This is a genomic window from Pseudomonas sp. NFACC14, from assembly GCF_900106885.1.
GTDB lineage: Bacteria > Pseudomonadota > Gammaproteobacteria > Pseudomonadales > Pseudomonadaceae > Aquipseudomonas > Aquipseudomonas fluorescens_AA.
In genome coordinates this window covers 1-14945 of the sequence record NZ_FNOA01000029.1, presented here as the reverse complement: position 1 = coordinate 14945, position 14945 = coordinate 1, and the positions used below count along the sequence as shown (strand labels likewise).

General features: G+C 61.0%; 11 protein-coding genes. 9 read left to right on the top strand and 2 right to left on the bottom strand.

The annotated features are described in order from the left end of the window. Nucleotides 1-38 precede the first annotated feature (38 nt). Nucleotides 39-431, bottom strand: a complete 393-nt coding sequence (locus BLU85_RS27290) for a DUF6124 family protein (protein ID WP_092204985.1) — start codon at nucleotides 429-431, stop codon at nucleotides 39-41. 1097 nt (nucleotides 432-1528) lie between these two features. On the opposite strand from BLU85_RS27290, the gene BLU85_RS27280 reads away from it, so the two are divergent. From BLU85_RS27280 to BLU85_RS27240, 9 genes are all read left to right on the top strand, one after another. Beyond that, nucleotides 1529-3130, top strand: a complete 1602-nt coding sequence (locus tag BLU85_RS27280; RefSeq protein ID WP_092205578.1) for an ABC transporter substrate-binding protein — start codon at nucleotides 1529-1531, stop codon at nucleotides 3128-3130. A gap of 255 nt (nucleotides 3131-3385) precedes the next feature. Beyond that, on the top strand, nucleotides 3386-5011 hold the full coding sequence (locus tag BLU85_RS27275; protein WP_092205579.1) for an ABC transporter substrate-binding protein: 1626 nt from the start codon (nucleotides 3386-3388) through the stop codon (nucleotides 5009-5011). A 399-nt stretch (nucleotides 5012-5410) separates the two neighbouring features. Beyond that, entirely contained in the window at nucleotides 5411-7012 is a 1602-nt protein-coding gene (locus BLU85_RS27270; protein ID WP_092205580.1) for an ABC transporter substrate-binding protein, read from the top strand. Nucleotides 7013-7183: 171 nt separating this feature from the next. Then, nucleotides 7184-8599: an OprD family porin gene (locus BLU85_RS27265; RefSeq protein WP_092205581.1), complete on the top strand. Its 1416-nt coding sequence runs from the start codon at nucleotides 7184-7186 to the stop codon at nucleotides 8597-8599. Nucleotides 8600-8673: 74 nt separating this feature from the next. Continuing rightward, entirely contained in the window at nucleotides 8674-10269 is a 1596-nt protein-coding gene (locus BLU85_RS27260) for an ABC transporter substrate-binding protein (protein ID WP_092205582.1), read from the top strand. Between the two features lie 75 nt (nucleotides 10270-10344). Beyond that, nucleotides 10345-11355 (top strand): ABC transporter permease subunit, encoded by a 1011-nt coding sequence (locus BLU85_RS27255; protein WP_053145585.1) that lies wholly within the window; start codon nucleotides 10345-10347, stop codon nucleotides 11353-11355. A gap of 10 nt (nucleotides 11356-11365) precedes the next feature. Further along, nucleotides 11366-12277, top strand: a complete 912-nt coding sequence (locus BLU85_RS27250; protein ID WP_060739191.1) for an ABC transporter permease subunit — start codon at nucleotides 11366-11368, stop codon at nucleotides 12275-12277. 10 nt (nucleotides 12278-12287) lie between these two features. Then, nucleotides 12288-13256, top strand: coding sequence for an ABC transporter ATP-binding protein (locus BLU85_RS27245; protein WP_053118412.1), 969 nt, complete (start codon nucleotides 12288-12290; stop codon nucleotides 13254-13256). After that, entirely contained in the window at nucleotides 13256-14236 is a 981-nt protein-coding gene (locus tag BLU85_RS27240; RefSeq protein ID WP_092205583.1) for a peptide ABC transporter ATP-binding protein, read from the top strand. The genes BLU85_RS27245 and BLU85_RS27240 overlap by 1 nt, the downstream gene beginning before the upstream one ends. A 134-nt stretch (nucleotides 14237-14370) precedes the next feature. On the opposite strand, the gene BLU85_RS27235 is transcribed toward BLU85_RS27240, so the two are convergent. Then, nucleotides 14371-14628 carry a hypothetical protein gene (locus tag BLU85_RS27235; protein ID WP_092205584.1) on the bottom strand — a complete coding sequence of 86 codons (258 nt, stop codon included), beginning with the start codon at nucleotides 14626-14628 and terminating at the stop codon, nucleotides 14371-14373. Between the last annotated feature and the right edge of the window lie 317 nt (nucleotides 14629-14945).

Genomic DNA, 14945 nt, shown 5'->3' with positions numbered 1-14945 from the left:
CGGGGATAAATCCCCTCGCCACAGGACGGTGCCCGACCTTAAGTGGGCGGGCAGGCCGAACTGGCCGGTGTCTCGACCTGATCCAATGCCTTGTCCACCAGCAACTGGCACAGCTCCACCAACTGATGAATCCCCAACGCCACGCTCCGACGCGTGCCCTCCACTTCGAAAGCCAAGTCCTCGGCCATGGCTTTTATCGAGGCCAGGGTTTCCGAGGTGCTGGTGAGCAGCGTATCGGTGTCGGCTTTGGCGGTGACTGAAAACAGGCTATCGATGCGCTGATCGGTGCTTGGCTCCGGTTTTTTTGGATTCAGGTAATGATCGAGGGCACGCTCGGCGGCGGCGCGGTCTTTGAGTAGGTCTTCGATGGCGTCGAAATCCGCCAATGGATTTGTTCTGTTGAAATTCGGTTCAGTCTTTCCTTCGTTCATGCGAATGCTCCTGATGAAATTGGAGCCATCACTTGCCGTTATGGTCGTGAGGCTTACGACCTATTAATTTCGGGTTCCCACTCCCGGCCGCTGTTTCGCAGCGACACGCAATAGGCTAGAGAGCCCACTTCCGAGGGACAACCTTAAAAGCTTGTCGGATCTTTCGTTCTGGAAAGCGGATCCTTCCGACAAACCTGAATGATTTAACCAGCCTTCCGCCCCACCGCAAACCCCGTGGCGAGGGAGCTTGCTCCCGCTGGGCTGCGCAGCAGCCCCAACCCAAGCGCCGCGTTGTGTCAGCTGGATGGAGTCGCTGCTTTTAGGGCCGCTTCGCGCCCCAGCGGGAGCAAGCTCCCTCGCCACGGGGTTAGCTGTTCGACGAGACGGAGGCGTATTGCTTCAACCAGTGAATCGGGTACACCCGAGGGAACCAGGCCGGCTGTCAGGCCGCCTTCGCGGGCAAGCCCGCTCCCACAGGGGAAACGCGGTCTCCATCAAGAACCAGGTCGGCTATAAGGCCGCCTCGGCGGGCTTTTGATCTGGGGGCCCCGTTGACCACGCTGGCCGAACGCAGGTATTGCGCAGTGGGCATCCCGGCATGGATGCCGGGATAGCCGCGCTGGGCCATGGATGGCCCTTCGCGGCGGGCCCACGGAGCAATGCCGGAGTGAGGGCACACCGAGCCTAGGCGAGGTGCCGAGTGGTGGGGCAAAGACTTTTTGGTTACTTTTGGGGCGTTTGCCAAAAGTGACCCGCTGTAAGAGCGGAACCATAAGCCGCCGTTACCGCAGCAATGGATATGTACTCCGTCAACAACATCCTGGCCGGCTGTCAGGCCGCCATCGCGAGCAAGCTCGCTCCCACAGTTTGATCGAAGTATGCCTGGGAGACAGGCCGGCCATCAGGCCGCCTCGCGAGCAAGCTTTGCTCCCACAGACCTGACAGGTGTACGCCCGGGAGAGACAGGTCGGCTATCAGGCCGCCTCGTCGAAAAGCGCTATACCCAAACCCAACGGTCCCCCTCACTTTTCGATATTTCCAACACCCCACCCGCAACGCTACTCTCCTGAAAACCTCACCACCCCCCAAGGGATTTCATGGACAGAACCACCTTCAAGCCCCTCCTGCTCACCCTGGCCCTGATCAGCTGCGCCCCAATGGCCCAAGCCGCCACCACCCTGGTCTACTGCTCCGAAGCCAGCCCCGCCGGGTTCGACCCCAGCCAATACACCAGCGGCACCGACTTCGATGCCTCGGCCGAAACCGTCTTCAACCGCCTCACCCAGTTCAAGCGCGGCGGCACCGAGGTCGAACCCGGACTAGCCACAAGCTGGGACGTATCGCCCGACGGCCTGGCCTACACCTTCCACCTGCGCGAAGGCGTGAAATTCCACACCACCGACTACTTCACCCCCACCCGCGACTTCAACGCCGACGACGTGCTGTTCACCTTCCAGCGCCTGCTCGACCCGCAGCACCCGTTCCGCCAGGCCTACCCCACCGAGTCGCCGTACTTCACCGACATGGGCCTGAACACCACGATCAAAAGCGTCGAGAAAGTCGACGAGCACACCGTGCGCTTCAACCTGAACAACGTTGACGCCGCCTTCGTGCAAAACCTGGCGATGAGTTTCGCCTCCGTGCAGTCCGCCGAATACGCAGCGCAGTTGTTGAAGGAAGGCAAGGCCGGCGACCTCAACCAGAAACCCGTCGGCACCGGGCCGTTCGTGTTCAAGCGCTACCAGAAGGACTCGCAGATCCGCTACGCCGCCAACACGGCGTACTGGAAACCCGAGGACGTGAAGCTCGACAACCTGATTTTCTCCATCACCCCGGACGCCGCCGTGCGCCTGCAAAAGCTCAAGCGCGGTGAATGCCAGGTCAGTGGCTACCCACGCCCGGCCGACATCGAGGTGATCGAACAGGATCCGAACCTGCAGGTGCTCAAGCAGCCGGGTTTCAACCTGGGTTTCCTGGCCTACAACGTGACACACCCGCCCCTGGACCAGCTCAAGGTCCGTCAGGCGCTGGACATGGCCATCGACAAGCCGGCGATTATCAAGGCCGTGTACCAGAGCGCCGGTCAACTGGCGCAGAACGCCTTGCCACCGGCCCAGTGGTCGTTCGACCCGAGCATCCAGGACGCCCCCCACGACGTGACCAAGGCCAAGGCGCTACTCAAGGAGGCCGGGGTTGCGCCGGGTACCACCCTCAATTTATGGGCGATGACGGTGCAACGCGCGTCCAACCCCAATGCACGAATGTCGGCACAGATGATCCAGCAGGATTGGGCCAAGATCGGTATCAAGGCCAACATCGTCAGTTATGAATGGGGCGAGTACATCAAGCGTGCAAAAAATGGCGAACATGACGCAATGATCTACGGTTGGACCGGCGATAACGGCGACCCCGACAACTGGCTGGGGGTGCTGTACAGCTGCGCGGCGGTCAAGGGCAGCAACTACGCCAAGTGGTGCGACCCGGCCTACGACCGTTTGATCCAGCAGGCCAAGGTGTCCACCGACCGCCAGCAGCGGATCGATCTGTACCAGCAAGCGCAGAAAATCCTCAAGCAACAGGTGCCGATCACACCCATCGCCAACTCCACGGTCTTCCAGCCGATAAACAGGAACGTGGTGGATTTCAAACTCAGCCCATTCGGCCTCACACCCTTCTACGGCGTGGGTTTGAAGAAGTAATACCCGCCCTTTTCCGGCGCATCGAAGCGCCGCGACGCACCGGAAAAGGGCGCAATTCGCCCCTAAAAAACGCGCGCAAACGATCAAATGCGTCGGAAGTTACACGGATGCGACATTAAGGTACGTTCGTGCCACTGTTTCGGACTTGTGACCGCTCTGGATCTTGCATTGGGTATGGGGCCTGCATAAGTATCCGCAGGACGACTCACGAGGTCGCCCTCAAATCAAAAAATGACAACAAATCATGAGGCCAACATGCTTAAACAAGCGGTCATCCCGTTTTTAGTCGGCGCGAGCTTATTAGCCAGCGCATCTTTCGCCCAAGCCGCGACTAACCTGGTGTTCTGCTCCGAAGGGAGCCCAGCCGGTTTTGACCCTGGTCAGTACACCACCGGAACCGACTTCGACGCCTCTGCAGAGACCGTATTCAATCGTCTGACCCAGTTTGAACGCGGCGGCACCGCTGTGATTCCTGGCCTGGCGACCAAGTGGGATATTTCCGAAGATGGCCTGACCTACACTTTCCACCTGCGTGAAGGCGTCAAGTTCCACACCACGCCGTACTTCAAGCCGACCCGCGAGTTCAACGCCGACGACGTACTGTTCACCTTCAATCGCATGATCAACAAGGATGACCCGTTCCGTAAGGCGTACCCGACCGAATTCCCGTACTTCACCGACATGGGCATGGACACCAACATTGCCAAGGTCGAGAAGCTCGACGACAAGACCGTCAAGTTCACCCTCAACGCTGTAGACGCCGCGTTCATCCAGAACATGGCCATGCACTTCGCTTCCATCCAGTCCGCCGAGTACGCCGCCCAGTTGCTCAAGGAAGGCAAGCCTTCCGACATCAACCAGAAGCCGATCGGCACCGGCCCGTTCGTGTTCAAGAGCTACCAGAAAGACTCGAACATCCGCTTCACCGGCAACAAGGAATACTGGCTTCCGGAAGACGTGAAGATCGACAACCTGATCTTCGCCATCACCACCGACCCGTCAGTGCGTATCCAGAAGCTGAAAAAGAATGAATGCCAGGTCACGCTCTTCCCACGCCCGGCCGACCTCAAGGCGATCAAGGAAGACAAGAACCTGAAGATGCCGGACCAACCGGGCTTCAACCTGGGCTACATCGCCTACAACGTGATGGACAAGATCAAGGGCAGCGACCAGCCCAACCCGATGGCCCAGTTGAAAGTGCGCCAGGCACTGGACATGGCCGTCAACAAGCAGCAGATCATCGACTCGGTGTACCAGGGCGCCGGCCAACTGGCCGTCAATGCCATGCCGCCGACCCAGTGGTCCTACGACACCACCATCAAGGACGCGGCGTACAACCCGGAGAAAGCCAAGGAACTGCTCAAGGAAGCCGGTATCAAGGAAGGCACCGAGATCACCTTGTGGGCCATGCCGGTCCAGCGTCCCTACAACCCGAACGCCAAGCTGATGGCTGAAATGCTGCAGTCCGACTGGGCCAAGATCGGGATCAAGGCCAAGATCGTCACTTACGAGTGGGGCGAGTACATCAAGCGTTCCAAAGGTGGTGAAAACGGCGCCATGCTGATCGGCTGGAGCGGCGACAACGGTGACCCGGACAACTGGCTCAACGTGTTGTTTGGCTGCGACTCGCTGCAGGGCAACAACTTCTCGAAATGGTGCGACAAGAAGTTCGACGACATCGTCAAGCAAGCCAAGCGCACTTCGGATCAATCCAAACGCACCGAGCTGTACAAACAGGCGCAGCACATCCTCAAAGATGCTGTTCCGATGACACCCATCGCTCACTCGACGGTGTTCCAACCCATGCGCGCCAACGTGCAGGACTTCAAGATCAGCCCCTTTGGCTTGAACTCCTTCTACGGCGTCAGCGTCAGCAACTAAGGTGACCTGTGGCGAGGGAGCTTGCTCCCGCTGGGCCGGTCCGACGCTTCGAGCGTAGCGGCCCCTCTTTTGAGCGCGATGGTGGAGCGGTAAGCAACGCCATCGCGAGCAGGGCTCGCCCCCACGGCATACCGTTGCTTTACGCCAAGACCTAGGAAAACGCCTACATCCAAAAGCACTGCGTACCACAGCAGTTGGTTTGGGACGTATCGCCTTTTCCCACAAGTCTTTCAGGCATTGCGCATTTACCGCCCGGCCCACGGCTCATACCGTCGGCACTTGGACGACTTGCCAGCCCTGCGGCATCGCTACGCAATGGAATGAGCTCAGTGTCCCGGACCTGTCCCCGGAAGGACGCCGGTTCACTGTTAAAACACCCCGAACGAGAGAGGGAGCATCATGCGCCATACCTTGGTTTTATCCGCATTGCTGGGCACCGGCCTGCTGGCCGCGACATCCGCGACCCAGGCCGCCGGCGGTAGCCTGGTGTTCTGTTCCGAAGGCAGCCCCGCCGGTTTCGACACCGCGCAATACACCACGGCCACCGACAACGATGCCGCCGAACCGCTGTACAACCGCCTGGCCGAGTTCGAAAAAGGCGCGACCAACGTCGTCCCAGGCCTGGCAACCCGCTGGGACATTTCCGAAGACGGCTTGAAGTACACCTTCCACCTGCGCGAAGGGGTGAAATTTCACACCACCGACTACTTCACACCGACCCGGGATTTCAACGCCGACGACGTGCTGTTCACCTTCAACCGCATGCTTGATCCGCAGCATCCGTTCCGCAAGGCCTACCCCACCGAGTTCCCCTACTTCAACGGCATGAGCCTGAACAAGAACATCGCCAAGGTGGAAGCGACCGGGCCATTGACCGTGGTCATGACCCTCAACAGCGTGGACGCCGCGTTCATCCAGAACATCGCCATGAGCTTCGCCGCGATCCTGTCGGCCGAATACGCCGACCAGTTGCTCAAGAGCGGCAAGCCGAGCGACATCAACCAGAAGCCGATCGGCACCGGGCCGTTCGAGTTCAAGAGCTACCAGAAAGACTCCAACATCCGCTACGTCGCCAGCCAGCAGTACTGGGCGCCGGAGCGGGTCAAGCTGAAGAACCTGATCTTCTCCATCAACACCGACGCCTCGGTGCGGGTGCAGAAGCTCAAGGCCAACGAGTGCCAGGTCACCCTGCATCCACGTCCGGCCGACGTACCGGCCTTGAAGAACGACCCCAAGCTGCAACTGATCGAAAAACCGGGCTTCAACCTCGGCTACATCGCCTACAACACCCGCCACAAGCCGTTCGACCAGGTCGAAGTGCGCCGTGCGCTGGACATGGCGGTGAACAAGCAAGGCATTCTCAATGCCGTGTACCAGGGCGCGGGACAACTGGCGGTCAACGCCATGCCGCCGACGCAGTGGTCCTACGACGACACCATCAAGGACGTCGCCTACAACCCGGAAAAAGCCAAGGAGTTGCTCAAGGCCGCCGGGGTCAAGGAAGGCACCGAAATCACTCTCTGGGCCATGCCCGTGCAACGTCCGTACAACCCCAACGCCAAGCTGATGGCCGAGATGCTCCAGGCCGACTGGGCGAAGATCGGCTTGAAAGTGAAGATCGTCAGCTACGAATGGGGCGAGTACATCAAGCGCACCAAGAACGGCGAGCACGACGTCAGCCTGATCGGTTGGACCGGTGACAACGGGGACCCGGACAACTGGCTCGGCACGCTGTACAGCTGCGACGCCATTGGCGGCAACAACTACTCCATGTGGTGCGACCAGGACTACGACAAGCTGATCAAGCAGGCCAAGGTCGTCACCGACCGCGACCAGCGCACCGTGCTCTACAAACAGGCCCAGCAACTGCTCAAGCAGCAAGTGCCGATCACTCCTGTTGCCCACTCGACGGTCAACCAGCCGCTGAGTGCCAAAGTCGAAGGGTTCAAAGTCAGCCCCTTCGGTCGCAATGTCTTTTCGGGCGTCAGCCTGAACCCATAACCGTTAGCCACACAGCGCGGGCTTCCTATGGAAGCCCCATGCCGACGTCTTGCCGTAATTCGCCAATCAGGCACCAGGCAAACGTTTGCAAGCTGTGAATGAGTTGTAAAACCGATAGCCGTATCACCAAAAAAGAACGGCATTAAAAAAGAAAGAAAAGGAGCGTTACCGATGAAACTGAGCAACACCGCGATATTGGCCTTGGCCATCAGCAGCATTAGCGCAACAGCGTTTGCAGAATCCCAGAGCCAGGCGGTCACCCCGGTGACCCTCAAGACCACCAGCGAGCAAAGCGAAGCCAAGGGTTTCATCGACGGCCAGTCCATCACGGGCACCACGCGCAACTGGTACGCCAACGAGCAATTCAAGCGCGGCACGAAACTCACCTATCGCAAGAACGGTGAAGCACGCGAGACCGACCGCCGGATCAACTGGCTGCAAGGCACCATCATCAAGTACAACTCGGGTTTCACCGAGGGCACCGTGGGCTTCAGCACCGAACTGGCCGCCTACAACGCCATCGCCCTGGACCAGGACCGCAAGGACCTGGCATCCAACAACGGCGGCGCGCCGACCACCCGTCCTGGCGCCGGCAACAACCGTACCCTGACCCGCGAAGGCGGCGACGCCGTGGGCCAGTGGAGCAAGCTGGGCCTGGCGAACGTCAAGGCCCGCATTTCCAACACCACCCTGACCGCCGGCCGTCAGAACTTCAGCAGCCCGATGGTCGACGTCATCGGCAACCGTGCCCTGCCCTCCAGCTTCCAGGGCGTGAGCCTGCACAGCGAAGAATTCGAAAACCTGGGCTTCGACATCGCCACCTTCGATCGCAACTCGCCGCGTACCGAAGAGAGCCTGCGCAAGTTCCGCTCCGAATACGGTGACAGCAGCGTCGAGACCGATCACGTCAACACCGCCGGTATCACCTACCAGCCACTGGCCAGCCTGAAGACCAGCCTCTGGGCGACCCAGGCCGAGGACATGTGGAACCAGTACTACTTCGGCGCCACCCATGAGCTGGGCGACAGCTCGGTGCTGAGCCTGACCACCGGCCTGAACTACTACAAGACCGTGGACTCGGGCAAAAGCAAGCTGGGCGAAATCGACAACGACACCTACTCCCTGTCGTTCGGCCTGACGCACCAGGCCCACAGCCTGACGTTCTCGTACCAGGAAGTGAACGGTAACGAGTACTTCGACTACCTGCACGAAACCAACGGCATCTACCTGGCCAACTCCCTGCTGTCGGACTTCAACGGCCCGAACGAGAAATCCTTCCAGATCGCCTACGGCCTGAACATGGCTGAATACGGCGTGCCAGGCCTGAAGTTCAACGTCTACCAGGCGCGCGGCTGGGGTATCGACGGTACGCACTACAACAGCACCGGTTACAGCGATGTACGGGCGATGGACGGCGAGCACCACTACGAATACGGCGTCGGCGCGTCCTATGCCGTACAGAGCGGCCCTCTGAAAGCCACCGCGATCCGTGCGACCTACACCGCACACCGCGCCAGCGAAAACCAGGCCGACGGCAGCCTCAACGAGTTCCGCCTGGTCACCACCATTCCGTTCAACATTCTCTAAACTGCCACCGGGCGGTCGACTCACGAGGTCGTCCGCCCGGTCTTTGCCACTGACCCGATTGCAGAGGATTGACGATGAACATGATTCCCCTACGCGCCGCCATCGCCGCCGCATTGCTGAGCGTCGCCGTTGGCGCCACAGCCAAACCCCTGGTGGTTTGCACAGAAGCCAGCCCGGAAGGCTTCGACATGGTCCAGTACACGACTGCAGTCACCGCCGATGCCGTGGCGGAAACCATTTTCAATCGCCTGGCCGATTTCAAGCCCGGCACCACCGAGGTGATTCCGGCCCTGGCCGAATCCTGGGACATCAGTGACGATGGCCTGACGTACACCTTCCACCTGCGCAAGGGCGTCAAGTTCCACACCACCGAATACTTCAAGCCGACCCGCGACATGAACGCCGACGACGTGGTCTGGAGCTTCCAGCGCCAGCTGGACCCGAACCACCCGTGGCACAAACTGTCGAGCGTGGGCTTCCCCTACTTTGAAAGCATGGGCTTCAAGGAACTGCTCAAAAGCGTCGAGAAGGTCGACGAGCACACGGTCAAGTTCAGCCTGACCCGCCGCGAAGCGCCATTTCTGGCCGACATCGCCATGGCCTTTTCCTCGATCTACCCGGCCGAATACGCCGACCAGTTGCTCAAGGCCGGCAAGGCCGGCGACCTCAACAGCAAGCCGGTCGGCACCGGGCCGTTCATCTTCCAACGCTACAACAAGGACGCCCAGGTTCGCTTCAAGGCCAACCCGGACTACTTCCGTGGCAAGCCACCGGCCGATGCCCTGGTATTGGCCATCGCCACCGACAACAACGTGCGCATGCAGAAGCTCAAGACCAACGAGTGCCAGATCGCGCTGTACCCCAAACCCGATGACATCCCCAGCATCAAGAAAGACCCGAACCTGAAGGTCGCTGAACTGGACGCGATGACCGTCTCCTACACCGCCCTGAACACCAGCCACAAATACATGAGCGACGTGCGGGTGCGCCAAGCCATCGACTTGGCCTTCGACAAGGAAGCCTACGTCAACGCGCTGTTCGGCAAGGGCAACGCCACCGTGGCGGTCAACCCGTACCCGCCGACGCTGCTGGGCTTCAACCACGACCTGAAGAACCCGCCCCGCAACCTCGACAAGGCCCGCGAGCTGCTCAAGGAAGCCGGCGTGCCGGAAGGCACCGTGTTCACCCTGTTCACCCGCAACGGCGGCGGCCCGACCAACCCCAACCCGATGCTCGGTGCACAGATGATGCAGGCGGACCTGGCGAAGGTCGGGATCAAGGTCGACATTCGCGTGATGGAATGGGGCGAAATGCTCAAGCGCGCGAAAAACGGCGAGCACGACATGGTCTCCGCCGGATGGGCGGGTGATAACGGCGACCCGGATAACTTCCTGACGCCTATGCTCAGTTGCGAGGCCGCCAAGAACGGCGAAAACTACGCGCGCTGGTGCAACGAGAAGTTCCAGGCACTGATCGACCAGGCTCGCGCCACAGTGAACCCCGAGGAGCGTATCAAGCTCTATGAGCAGGCCCAGGTGCTTTTCAACCAGGACCTGCCTTGGATCAGCATGGCTCACACCCGTATGTTCACGGCCATGCGCAACAACGTAGAGGGTTATGTGATTAGCCCGCTCACCACCAACAACTTCGCCACCACCCAGGTGAAGTAGATAAGAAAACGCCCGGCCGCTCTTGACCCAAGAGCTGCCGGGCACGCCTAACCGGCTGATGAGGTACACCTGAAGATGTTTAGTTTTATTGCCCGCCGACTGGGATTATTGATCCCCACGTTCTTCGGCATCACCTTGCTGACCTTCGCGTTGATTCGCATGATCCCCGGCGACCCCGTGGAAGTGATGATGGGCGAACGTCGGGTCGATCCCGAAATGCATGCACAGGCAATGGAACGCCTTGGCCTCAATAAACCGCTGTATGCCCAGTACCTGGACTACATCGGCAAGCTGGCCCACGGCGACCTCGGCGAATCGCTGCGTACCCGTGAAAGCGTATGGACCGAGTTCAGCTCCCTGTTTCCCGCGACCCTGGAACTGTCCATGGCCGCCCTGTTGTTCGCCGGTATCCTGGGCCTGCTGGCCGGGGTGATCGCGGCACTCAAGCGAGGATCCCTGTTCGACCATGGGGTGATGGGCGTCTCCCTGGCGGGGTATTCGATGCCGATCTTCTGGTGGGGCCTGATCCTGATCATGTTCTTCTCGGTGTCCCTGGGCTGGACGCCGGTGTCGGGACGGATCGACCTGCTCTACGACATCGAGCCGAAAACCGGCTTCATGCTGATCGACACGCTGTTGGCCGACGAGCCGGGCGCGTTCCTCGATGCCCTGCACCACCTGATCCTGCCGGCCATCGTGCTGGGCACCATTCCGCTGGCGGTGATCGCCCGCATGACCCGCTCTTCGATGCTCGAAGTGCTGCGTGAAGACTACATCCGTACCGCCAAGGCCAAAGGCCTGTCGCCGTCGCGCGTGGTGTTCGTGCATGGCCTGCGCAACGCACTGATCCCGGTGCTGACCGTGGTCGGCCTGCAAGTCGGCACGCTGCTGGCCGGTGCAGTCCTGACCGAAACGATCTTCTCCTGGCCGGGCATCGGCAAGTGGCTGATCGAAGCCATCGGCGCCCGGGACTACCCCGTGGTGCAGAACGGCATCCTGTTAATCGCCTGCCTGGTGATTCTGGTCAACTTCGTCGTGGACATCCTCTACGGCTTTGCCAACCCACGCATCCGTCACCAGCGCTGAGATCAAAACCATGAGTACTCCAACTACCGCGGTAGCAGTCGATCAAAGCCTGCTGTACCCGTCCCCGTACAAAGAATTCTGGCACGCGTTTTCCCGCAACAAGGGTGCCGTGGCCGGGCTGCTGTTCATGATCCTGGTGGTGTTCTGCGCGCTCTTCGCGCCGTGGGTCGCGCCTCACGACCCGAGCGAGCAGTACCGCGATTTCCTGCTGACGCCACCGGCGTGGCTTGAAGGCGGGCAGATCCAGTTCCTGCTGGGCACCGACGAACTGGGCCGCGATTTGCTGTCGCGGCTGATCCAGGGTTCGCGCCTGTCGCTGCTGATCGGTTTGTCGTCGGTGGTGATGTCGCTGATCCCGGGCATCCTGCTGGGGCTGTTCGCCGGGTTCTTCCCGCGCATCCTCGGCCCGACCATCATGCGCCTGATGGACATCATGCTGGCCCTGCCTTCGCTGCTGCTGGCCGTGGCCATTGTCGCCATCCTCGGCCCAGGCCTGATCAACACCGTCATCGCCATCGCCATCGTCTCGCTGCCGTCCTACGTGCGCCTGACCCGCGCCGCCGTGATGGGCGAACTGAACCGCGACTACGTGACCGCCGCGCGCCTGGCCGGTGCCGGCCTGCCGCGCCTGATGTTCATCACCGTGCTGCCCAACTGCATGGCACCGCTGATCGTCCAGGCGACGCTGAGCTTTTCCTCGGCCATCCTCGACGCCGCCGCCCTGGGCTTCCTCGGCCTCGGCGTACAGCCGCCAACCCCGGAGTGGGGCACCATGCTGGCCTCGGCCCGGGACTACATCGAACGCGCCTGGTGGGTCGTGAGCCTGCCTGGCTTGACCATTTTGCTCAGCGTGCTGGCAATCAACCTGATGGGCGACGGTCTGCGCGATGCGCTGGACCCGAAACTCAAGAATGCCGCCTGAGGAGATTCCCATGTCACTGCTAGAAATCAAGAATCTCAACGTTCGCTTCGGCGACGCCACCGCCGTGCCGGTGGTCGATGGCCTGGACCTGAGCGTGGAAAAAGGCGAAGTCCTGGCGATCGTCGGCGAATCGGGCTCGGGTAAATCCGTGACCATGATGGCGCTGATGGGCCTGATCGAGCACCCCGGCATTGTCACCGCCGATGCGCTGAACTTCGACGGCAAGAACATGCTCAAGCTGAGCAACCGTCAGCGTCGGCAGATCGTCGGCAAAGACCTGGCGATGGTCTTCCAGGACCCGATGACCGCACTCAACCCCAGCTACACCGTGGGTTTCCAGATCGAAGAAGTGCTGCGCCTGCACCTGAAGATGTCCGGCAAGGCCGCCCGCAAGCGCGCCATCGAACTGCTGGAAAAAGTCGAGATCCCGGGCGCTGCCAGCCGCATGGACGCTTACCCGCATCAGCTGTCCGGCGGCATGAGCCAGCGCGTGGCAATTGCCATGGCGATTGCCGGCGAGCCAAAGTTGCTGATCGCCGACGAACCGACCACCGCCCTCGACGTGACCATCCAGGCCCAGATCATGGACCTGCTGCTGGCCCTGCAAAAAGAACAGGACATGGGCCTGGTGCTGATCACCCATGACCTGGCCGTGGTGGCTGAAACCGCCCAGCGCGTGTGCGTGATGTACGCCGGCCAGGCCGTGGAAGTAGGCCAGGTGCCCGAGCTGTTCGACATCCCGGCCCACCCGTACAGCGAAGCGCTGCTGGCGGCGATCCCGGAACACAGCATGGGCGCCGAGCGCCTGGCCACGCTGCCGGGCATCGTGCCCGGTCGCTACGACCGTCCGCAAGGCTGCCTGCTGTCGCCGCGCTGCCCGTACGTGCAGGACAACTGCCGGCAACAACGCCCGGCCCTCGATCCGAAATCCAACAGCCTCGCCCGTTGCTTCTACCCGTTGAACCAGGAGGTGGCGTGATGGCCGTCGTACTTACCGCCCGTGACCTGACCCGTCATTACGAAGTGTCCCGTGGCATGTTCAAGGGCCATGCGACCGTGCGCGCCCTCAACGGTGTGTCGTTCGAACTGGAAGCCGGCAAGACCCTGGCCGTGGTGGGTGAATCCGGTTGCGGCAAATCCACCCTCGCCCGGGCCCTGACGCTGATCGAGGAGCCGTCCTCCGGCTCCCTGAAAATCGCCGGCCAGGAAGTCGCCGGTGCCAACAAGGCCGAACGCAAGCAATTGCGCAAAGACGTGCAGATGGTGTTCCAGAGCCCCTATGCGTCCCTCAACCCACGGCAGAAGATCGGCGATCAGCTGGCCGAGCCGTTGCTGATCAACACCAACCTGTCGGCCACCGAACGGCGGGAAAAAGTCCAGGCGATGATGAAGCAGGTGGGCTTGCGTCCCGAGCATTACCAGCGCTACCCGCACATGTTCTCCGGCGGCCAGCGCCAGCGCATCGCCCTGGCCCGCGCCATGATGCTGCAACCCAAGGTGTTGGTGGCGGACGAACCGACATCGGCGCTGGACGTGTCGATCCAGGCCCAGGTGCTGAACCTGTTCATGGATTTGCAGCAGGAATTCAACACCGCCTACGTGTTCATTTCCCACAACCTGGCGGTGGTGCAACACGTGGCCGACGACGTGATGGTGATGTACCTCGGTCGCCCGGTGGAGATGGGCCCCAACGAGTCCATCTACAGCCGCCCGCTGCACCCGTACACCCAGGCGCTGCTGTCGGCCACGCCGACCATCCACCCGGACCCGAACAAGCCGAAGATCAAGATCGTCGGCGAACTGCCCAACCCGCTCAACCCACCGCCCGGCTGCGCCTTCCACAAGCGTTGTCCGTACGCCACCCAGCGTTGCAAGACCGAAGAACCGGCGCTTCGCCCGCTCGATAACCGTCTGGTGGCCTGTCACTACGCCGAGCGGTTCCTCGAAGGCGCGGCGTAAGGCAAGCAGATAGCGCACTTGTGGCGAGGGAGCTTGCTCCCTCGCCGCGGGTAATGCATCAAACTGAACACCTGAAAAACCCTCCGCCCTACGAAGCAATAGCCGGGCAGGAGGGTTTTTTATTCGTCTCGACTCTACGTCTGGCTATCGCCTTCGTCGTCCTCACCACTATCTCCACCGTCGTCGGGCTCCTGGTCGATGGTCGAGTCATCATTATCCTGATCACCCGACTCCTCTGTGGTGGTCGCGGCAAGCATCATCTCGCCTTGCGCCACTTGCCCACTCGACGCGTGCTGCTCATGCTCATCGCATTCGGCCCATGCGGCGGTAGAGCCCAGGGACAGCATCACCAAAACCTTCAGCAAAAACATCATGCGTAGAAGCTTGTTCATAGCCAACTCCTTCTTTTCCGGATGAAGCCGAGGCCTGACGGCGCTCAAGAAATCTAGTTCTGAACAGGTCGGTTCACCAGATAGGACGCTGCCTAACAGCCAGAATGCCGCTGCTCGACAGATTGGTTTCGAATAAGGGTTATCTCCAATCCAACTAACGACAACCCCCAGTGTGGGAGCGAGCTTGCTCGCGATGGGCAGCACATCCCACATCCAGGCAAGCTGACCCTCCGCCATCGCGAGCAAGCTCGCTCCCACAAGGGGTCATGAGTGACCGAGAGATTGAGGATTGGCACAGAACCAATGTGGGAGCGAGC